Here is a 3,974-nt window from a genome sequence, read left to right on the forward strand (position 1 = left end):
CGTCAATTTTCCCACCCCGGAGCGGGCGGCGGGCGCCCTGGCGGCGCTCTGGGAGTATCGGAAAATGAGCAGCTTTGAAGATAGAATCTAAAACCTGGCAGGCGATTGTTTTTGATTTTGACGGCACCTTGGCGGGGCTTAACATAGATTTCGCCCTGATGCGCGCCGCCGTGCTGGATTTGCCTCTCTGCCGGTCCATCCCGGAAGAAAAGCTCACAGGCCTCTACACCCTTGAGATGATCGAGACCGCCGCCTTAATCGCCAAAAGGAACAAAAAAGATGCCTCCCGGTTTCGGCTGGAGGCTTATTCTGTTATTGCCGAAATAGAGATGGCGGCCGCCCGGAAGGGGAAGCTGTTTCCAAGCACAAAAACACTCCTTGCTGAATTAAAGAAACATTCCATAAAAACAGGAATAATTACGAGGAATTGCCGGGCCGCGGTGCTGCGCGTTTTCCCCGATGTCGAACTGTATGCCGATGCCACGCTTACCCGCGAGGATTCGCAAAATGTCAAACCCCATCCGGACCATTTGCAAAAAGCGCTTGGCATTCTGGGAGTCTCGGAAAAGGACGCGGCGATGGTCGGCGATCATCCTATGGATATCATGACCGCCAGGCGAGCGGGAAGCTGCGCGGTCGGGGTCTTGACGGGAAGCGCCGACGAGAAAAGTCTGCGTGCAGCCGGCGCCGACCTGATTCTCGCAAATGCGTCGGCAATCCTTGGGCATCTTTGAGTGATTAAGATCCAGAAATGCTTACCAGTACCTTTCGATCTCGTGGCTCATTACTGAAGTCTGGAGTGGGGCTGTATGGTCTTTGGGAAGGGTCGCTGTGAGCGTGTGAGTGCGGCGTGACCCCCAGCAAGGCGTACAGTTCGATCATGAAGGATTGGCAGTTCGCTAATTCCCTGCCGCCCGAGGGCTTCCAGCGAGCGATGAAGGCGGCTATGGTGTCGCTGGGTTGGATGTCAGTCATGCCATGGGCGTCATATCGCGGCTCATCCATCGAATTGATCACAAAGGGGGCTGCTTAAAAATCAGCGGGCGAAAGCGATATTTATCCAGATCAACCACCACAAAATGTCCCGGCAATCGATCTTCATGTTTCGCGATCAGCGCTTCCACGCGTGGCCATTTCTGGTGTCTTTCCCAGACATCAATGCGAATCAGGATCATTCCGCGGAATAGATATCCTCTCGGGTTAGGTGAGGATGATCGTTGATGACCTCCTCGATGGTCATCCCGCCAGACAGCTTTCGGAGGATCTGCTCCACGGTAATCCGCGTGTGCTTGATGACCGGTTTCCCAAACATGATCTTTGGATTCATTTCGATTTTTTCATAGGTCTTCATAATTCCCTCCTTGATCCTTGCACACGATCTTCCGGATTAGGAGATGTGGATCATCAGTTTTATTGAAGACCCGTCGGTGATCCGGGCCATTCTCGAACATCTGGGACTATGGCTGGTAAGGGCAAAACCACTGCCAAAAGCTCACGCTCCGCCAATCCGTCAATACGCCGCTTGCGATCGAAAGCTTCAAACACACGCTGACACTATTTACGGCGACCCTGAAAGCGCAGCTTAATGTTCATAATACTCTTGGGATGAATACATCCAGTCATAACGCATTTTAAAAAAAGGCGTGCCGGTGAGGTATGTCTGAAAGCGTAGCTTAATGTTCATAATTTTGCTCAAAAATACCCTCTTGCCGGGTGACTCGGCCAAGAGGTGCGCTGATTTATGAAGATTAAGCTACGCTTTCTCAAAAGAGGGGCCGCCGATCCACCTTCCTTACCGAACCGCATCGCCAGTCACTGTTTTTCGACGCAAAATCGATGCAAAATATTCCTTGACAAACAAAAACAGCCCCCTATACTTCCGACCGCTAAAAGCAATATCTTATCAATTCAATTCAATAATTTAAGGAATAATCACGTAAAGGCTGGTTGGCTCGTTCGGCAGCGATTAATGCATCCTGTGATAAAAGGATTGCATATACTTTCAAAGTATGATTATCATACATGCATGGAAAACATAACCCCAAATCCCTTGCTACCCCGCGCCGCCGCTGCTGCCATCGAACGAGCCGCCCGTCTCGCCCCGGTGGTTGTGCTGCTCGGCGCTCGCCAAACCGGCAAGACCACCCTCTTGCGTGCGCTGCCGCTTTTGGAAGGCAGGCCCTATCTCACCCTTGACGACTTCGACCTGCGGATCCAGGCGGCAGAGGAACCGGAGGCGGTAATCGCGCGGGCCCACCGCCTGGTGCTCGATGAGGTGCAACGTGCCCGAGACCTGCTCATCACCGTTAAACGCGCGGTCGATGACGACCCGGAGCGCACCCCGGGACGTTTTATCCTCACCGGCTCGGCCAACCTCCTGATGATGGAGAAAATAAGCGAAACCTTAGCGGGACGGGCGGTCTATGTCACCCTCTGGCCCTTCACCCGGCGCGAGCGTTTGGGGCAGGGCCGCACTGGGGCCTGGAGCGAGTTGCTGACGACGCCATTCTCGGGATGGCGCGAGGTATTAGCTGACCAGAAGAGCCCGGTCGAGGATTGGCGTACTGCCGCAGCTCTCGGTGGCTTACCTGTTCCCGCCTATCGCCTTGCCGGCGCCGAGGAGCGTGCACTCTGGTTTTCCGGCTATGTGCAGACCTATCTGGAACGGGATCTCCAATCCCTCCGGGCAGTTGAGAATCTCGCCGATTTCCGCCGCCTCATGCGCGCGGCCGCTCTGCGCATCGGCAACATCGTCAACCAGACTGAACTGGGGCGCGATGTGGGCATTGCCCAAACTCAGGTCCATCGTTTTCTCAATCTGATGGAAACGAGCTATCAAGCCGTGCGCCTTTCCGCCTACGCCGTAAACCGGACCCACCGGCTGATCAAAGCGCCCAAACTCTATTGGAGCGATACGGGGCTGGCTCTCTTTCTTGCCGGGGAGAGCGAACCGCGAGGAGCGCACCTGGAAAACCTGGTGCTCACCGACCTTTTGGCCTGGCGTGACTTGCAGGCGCGCCGCCCCGAAGTGCTCTACTGGCGCACAGTTACGGGGATCGAGGTGGATTTCGTCATCGAAACGCCGACTAGGCTCATCCCCATCGAAATCAAGTCCACCGCCCGCGTCACACCCGCCGATGCCAAGGGATTGGAAGCCTTCCTCGACGAATATCCGGACCTCACCGATGGGGCCTTGCTTCTTTACAGCGGCGATGAGACTTTCCCTCTTACCCGCCGGGTACTGGCAACTCCCTGGTGGAAGGTGATCTGAATGGGAATTCGGGACTGGACGTCACGAGCCCGACTCACGAAGAACGAGACAGTTTCGCCAATGCCCGGGACAATCTGAAGCAGATCATCGATAGTAAATTTCAGACGATGGCGCAATAGGCCCAATCATATTTTGTCATTCCGGACTTGATCCGGAATCCAGGGGAATTGGCAAACAGCAATCTATCAGGAAAATGATCGGCACTGTCGTTAATTAGTTTATTATATCATAATGTTAGGTTAGTTAAGCGCACTGAACTGACCAGCACGGACAGGGCGTGAAAGGTGGATCAACAGCGCTACGGATGGGGAAGCTTCCCCCCTGCTTTTGAATCATAAAATTGAAATGATATGCGAAAAGATGAAACGAATGGTTGCAAAAGCTGTCAAGAAATTAAATATGATGCCGAACAAGCCAAATAACGATTATTTGATACGGTCGTTTTGGTTCGGCAAGCACACAATGGCGTAAAGAGTGGCTGTCCCCAATAGTTACAAACAGTTATGGGGAGGATTGGTTTGATGATGTTGTGGTAGGACTTCTATCAGATCGTTTCAAAACTATTTTTTACTTTAGCTAGTACCATGTAACGCCTATAACTTCGGATAGAGACGCTTCAGCTTGATCCGAGCATCGGAGGTCGTAAATTGCCAGTTAATTTTTCTGGCACTGTTATTTCGGTCTCTTTCCCATGCGGCCACTT

At 53.1% G+C, this 3,974-nt stretch carries 4 protein-coding genes; 2 read left to right on the top strand and 2 right to left on the bottom strand.

Annotation, left to right across the window (positions count from 1 at the left end; all coding sequences use genetic code 11):
• Window positions 1–74: 74 nt before the first annotated feature.
• Window positions 75–734, top strand: coding sequence for an HAD family hydrolase (locus tag M0P74_18055; protein MCK9365490.1), 660 nt, complete (start codon window positions 75–77; stop codon window positions 732–734).
• Window positions 735–1,013: 279 nt separating this feature from the next.
• Here M0P74_18055 and M0P74_18060 read toward each other — a convergent pair whose 3' ends face one another.
• Window positions 1,014–1,175 (bottom strand): hypothetical protein, encoded by a 162-nt coding sequence (locus M0P74_18060; protein MCK9365491.1) that lies wholly within the window; start codon window positions 1,173–1,175, stop codon window positions 1,014–1,016.
• Complete coding sequence (locus M0P74_18065) at window positions 1,172–1,351, bottom strand: DUF433 domain-containing protein (protein MCK9365492.1); 180 nt, start codon at window positions 1,349–1,351, stop codon at window positions 1,172–1,174. Before M0P74_18065 ends, M0P74_18060 begins: the two co-directional genes overlap by 4 nt.
• Window positions 1,352–1,741: 390 nt before the next feature.
• Between M0P74_18065 and M0P74_18070 the strand changes: the two genes are divergently transcribed.
• The gene (locus M0P74_18070) at window positions 1,742–3,271 is read left to right on the top strand and encodes an ATP-binding protein (GenBank protein ID MCK9365493.1); all 1,530 of its coding nucleotides are present in this window, start codon (window positions 1,742–1,744) and stop codon (window positions 3,269–3,271) included.
• The last annotated feature ends 703 nt before the right edge of the window (window positions 3,272–3,974 follow it).

It is taken from the genome of Syntrophales bacterium (assembly GCA_023229765.1).
In the GTDB taxonomy this organism is placed as follows: domain Bacteria; phylum Desulfobacterota; class Syntrophia; order Syntrophales; family UBA5619; genus DYTH01.

Bases quoted from the DNA above. Each gene is read 5' to 3' on its own strand.
- M0P74_18060 (MCK9365491.1), bottom strand. From the start codon at position 1,175: ATGATCCTGATTCGCATTGATGTCTGGGAAAGACACCAGAAATGGCCA.
- M0P74_18065 (MCK9365492.1), bottom strand. From the start codon at position 1,351: ATGAAGACCTATGAAAAAATCGAAATGAATCCAAAGATCATGTTTGGG.
- M0P74_18070 (MCK9365493.1), top strand. From the start codon at position 1,742: ATGAAGATTAAGCTACGCTTTCTCAAAAGAGGGGCCGCCGATCCACCT.